3 protein-coding genes are annotated in these 3455 nt (G+C 64.4%); 2 read left to right on the top strand and 1 reads right to left on the bottom strand.

Annotated elements, in window-relative coordinates:
- Positions 1–220: 220 nt before the first annotated feature.
- Positions 221–730, bottom strand: coding sequence for a peptide-methionine (S)-S-oxide reductase MsrA (gene msrA, locus VXC91_RS43720; protein ID WP_329512910.1), 510 nt, complete (start codon positions 728–730; stop codon positions 221–223).
- 937 nt (positions 731–1667) lie between these two features.
- On the opposite strand from msrA, the gene VXC91_RS43715 reads away from it, so the two are divergent.
- Positions 1668–2135, top strand: a complete 468-nt coding sequence (locus VXC91_RS43715) for a DUF5709 domain-containing protein (RefSeq protein WP_329512909.1) — start codon at positions 1668–1670, stop codon at positions 2133–2135.
- A gap of 312 nt (positions 2136–2447) precedes the next feature.
- Positions 2448–3047, top strand: coding sequence for a sigma-70 family RNA polymerase sigma factor (locus VXC91_RS43710; RefSeq protein ID WP_329512908.1), 600 nt, complete (start codon positions 2448–2450; stop codon positions 3045–3047).
- Positions 3048–3455: the final 408 nt, after the last annotated feature.

Raw genomic sequence — 3455 nt, 5'->3', positions numbered from 1 at the left:
GTGACAAGATCACAATCGTCCTGCTGAACGTCGACGAGGGCCTTTGCGCCCCTGAAGAGTACGGCGTCAGGTCCATCCCCACGCTCAACAAGGTCGTCAAGACGGTCATCGATGCCAAGCCCAGGCCGGCCCTGGAACAGGACCCGCATGAGTTCCTGAGGTGACCGGGCCCTGAAGGTGCACGCGCCCGCCGCGATACGCTTCGGCAAGCGCGGGCGGGTCAGGCTGGTGTTCGAGGCAGCTTCCAGCTTTTCCGGACGTACTGACTCATGTGCGCGTCGGGATGACGCTGGAGGTAGTTCTGGTGTGCAGGTTCCGCCTCCCAGAACGTGCCGGACGGAACAACCTCCGTAACCAGCCTCCCCGGCCATAGTCCAGACGCGTCGGAGTCCGCGATCACCGCCCCTGCGATGCGTCGCTGCTCCTCGTCCAGGTAGAAGATGGAGGACCTGAAGGTCAAACCGATGTCGTCGCCCTGCCAGTTCAACGTGGTGGGGTCGTGGATCTGGAAGAAAAACTCCAGGATGCTGCGGTAGTCCGTCACGGACGGGTCGTAGGTGACCTCGACCGCTTCCGCATGGTTCCCGTGGTTTCGGTATGTCGGTTCCACCACCTCGCCGCCGGTGTAGCCGACACGGGTGCCCACGACACCCGGAAACCTGCCGAACAGCTCCTGCATGCCCCAGAAGCATCCACCCGCCAACACGGCACGCCCTTTTGCCGGTACCATGTCGTGTTCCCCCTTCTGTAAGGCCGGAATCGGCTGAGGCCATCTGACACTAGACCGGTTCTGACAGACAAGGCCCGCCCTTTCGCCTGGTCGCGGCAGCTGGACAAGGGCCTTGACTCTGCGGCGTCGAACCGCTGACTCGTCTAGCGTTAGCTGCCTCGGCGGCGGACTCCTTACCCAGTGTTTGCAAGTGCCAGGCCGAGAGTGTCTTGTAGGAGATTCCTAACCTGCCCGGGCTACGGCGCATTCCCTTGTTCCGAGGGCCGCCCCGGAACAGCCCGGACGTGGTCCGTAGCCGGCTGCGGGCAGGTGCACACCGCTGTCACGGGCCACCCCTCCGAGACAAACGCGTACGCGCGCCCACTCAACAGTGGCGCCGAGCCGTGCAACCGAGGAGTGAGACAACCATGATCAGTGGAGAAACGGATCCAGCAGATGACGGTCACGTCGAGATCGCGGCCAATCTCGACGTGCGTTTCTACGATTTGCGTCACGATGACCAAGCCGCGAGCATGCTCGCCTACGAGACGGTCGGACCGCGACGCGTGCTGACCCACCCGACCATCCGGGAGGAACACCGCGGTCGGGGCTGGTCCAAGCTGCTGATTCGTTTCTTTCTCGACGACCTCGCTGCCAAGCGAGCGACGATCACTACGAGTGGTCGACCGCTTCATCGAGGAGAACCCTGGATACGAGCAGCTGATCGACCTCGCCCCCCTGGCAACTGGAGCCGGTGTGGGAGGTAGGAGTGCAGCAGGACGGTCCAAGGGGCTTCTTCGCTATTTGGCGGTAGCCGGTAGCCGGTAGCCGGCCGCCCGGGCGACTATGCCGGATAGACGCCTCGTCGACATCAGGCCGCTTGAATGGACTTCTCCCGCTGCGTCGTCTCGGAGGCACCAACACCGAGATGCCGCGGGGCTCCGACGGCATGGAGGCCATGATGACTTCACCAGACGATTTCCCGGCCTACGAGGACCTGGCCTCCTCCAACCCTCTGCGCCCACAGGAGGAGTACGACGAGGATGAGCTGGGGGAGGACGTCCTGGACCGGGGCTACTCACCCGCCAATGCGCCCCTCGCCGTCAACGACTGGGGTGTCACTGCGAGGGAGGGCGCCTCCCACGAGGACCTCGCACATCGGCTCAGGCGCGAGGTGCCGGAAGCCGGTGCACCGGACGAGAGTGACGGGCTGGGCGACACGATCGGCACGGACGGAGAGCTCATCGACGACCAGGTCGGCGACGAGCGCGCGGGACGCCTCCTCAGCTGGGACACGGACGTTGTCGCCGAAGGATACGACGGCGACGACTACTGGGCGCGGGACGTGGGGATCGACAACGGTGCCGCCTCTGCCGAGGAGGCGGCTGTCCACGTGGTGTCTGGCACCCGGAGGACTCCTGAGTGACCTCCTGCCCCCTGGCCAGTCCAGGGGGCAGGGATGACCCCGAACTGCAGGTGCTGAGCCAGGGGAGGATTCCCAGCTGTCCCTCCGCAACCAGTCGGTGGACTGTACGTCGCCTCGCCCGGACAGGGGCATCCGTAGCAGACCCACTTCGCCGGCCCGGCCCAGCAGCAGTTGTTGGGCCAAGCACGTCAAGCAGCTTCGGCAGGCGTTGGGGCCGATCGGATCCGCCGCTGCACCCAGACAAACGGAGCGGCTGACACCAGCCGCGGTCGGCCTGTTTGCGCGCGAAGAGAGGCAGCAACTGTGACAACGATGCATTTCCCGCCAAAGCCGGGCACCAACGGCCAGCAGGAGGGCCCCGCCCAGCGCCGTGTGAGATTCGAGAAGGAAGCTCTTCCGCATCGCCGTACCCTCTACGCCGCTGCCTGGCGCATGACTCGTCACGCAGCAGATGCTGAGGACTTGGTCCAGGATACGTACGCGCGTGCTTACGCATCGTTCGACCAGTTCCGGCCAGGTACGAACTTCGGAGCCTGGCTGAAGAGGATCATGTTTAACCAGCACATTTCTGCCTATCGCAAGCAGCAGCGCAGACCGCACCTGTGCTTTTCCTCCGAAGTCGAAGACCCGCAACTGGCGCGTCTCGGCGCCTATGCTTCGGGAGCGCTGAGGTCAGCCGAAGCGGATGCGCTGGAGCGCATCGTGAATCCCGACCTCAAAGCGGCCTTCCGGCAGATTCCTCCTCCGCGCCGCCTCGCTGTGTACCTCGCAGACATCGAAGGCCTCTCCTATCGCGAGATCGCGGAAACCATGGGGACTCCAGTGGGCACTGTGATGTCGCGCATCCACAGAGGGCGTCGGCAGCTGCGCTGGCTACTGTCCCAGTACGCGCCCGGGCAGCGCACAAAATGACCGCCCGCTACTGGGGGGAGGGCTGCTCACCAGTCAGGCGCGGTAGTGCAGGAAAGCACGCCCAACGCCGTGCGTGACTTGCTCGTCGAGGTACGTCGGAAACCCCGTCCTTGAAATCCCGGGATGTACGCACGATGAAAGCGAAAACGGCGACTTCGCGTAGACGTCTTGTAGACGGTGCCGGGATTGGCTTACCCGCATGAGATGACCTGGAGATTGAAAGTCATGCACTTTGCGGATGCCAGAAGAACGTACCGCTCGGCTCTGAATGAACATGCAGGAACCAGCGACAGTACTCCGGCTTCAGGGCTCGCCAAGGATCGGGGACAACCCGACTCGGAGTCCACCGCCTGGGTAGATGCGCTCGGAGACGGCCGCGGGCCGCAGTAGGAGCAGGCCCGCACGCGG

This window comes from Streptomyces chiangmaiensis (assembly GCF_036281785.1).
In the GTDB taxonomy this organism is placed as follows: Bacteria; Actinomycetota; Actinomycetes; order Streptomycetales; family Streptomycetaceae; genus Streptomyces; species Streptomyces chiangmaiensis.
Note: the sequence above shows the minus strand (reverse complement) of the source record. Positions and strands in the feature narration are given on the sequence as shown.

Coding starts and splice junctions, on each gene's coding strand:
- VXC91_RS43715 (WP_329512909.1), top strand. CDS start 1,668: ATGATGACTTCACCAGACGATTTCCCGGCCTACGAGGACCTGGCCTCC.
- msrA (WP_329512910.1), bottom strand. CDS start 730: ATGGTACCGGCAAAAGGGCGTGCCGTGTTGGCGGGTGGATGCTTCTGG.
- VXC91_RS43710 (WP_329512908.1), top strand. CDS start 2,448: ATGCATTTCCCGCCAAAGCCGGGCACCAACGGCCAGCAGGAGGGCCCC.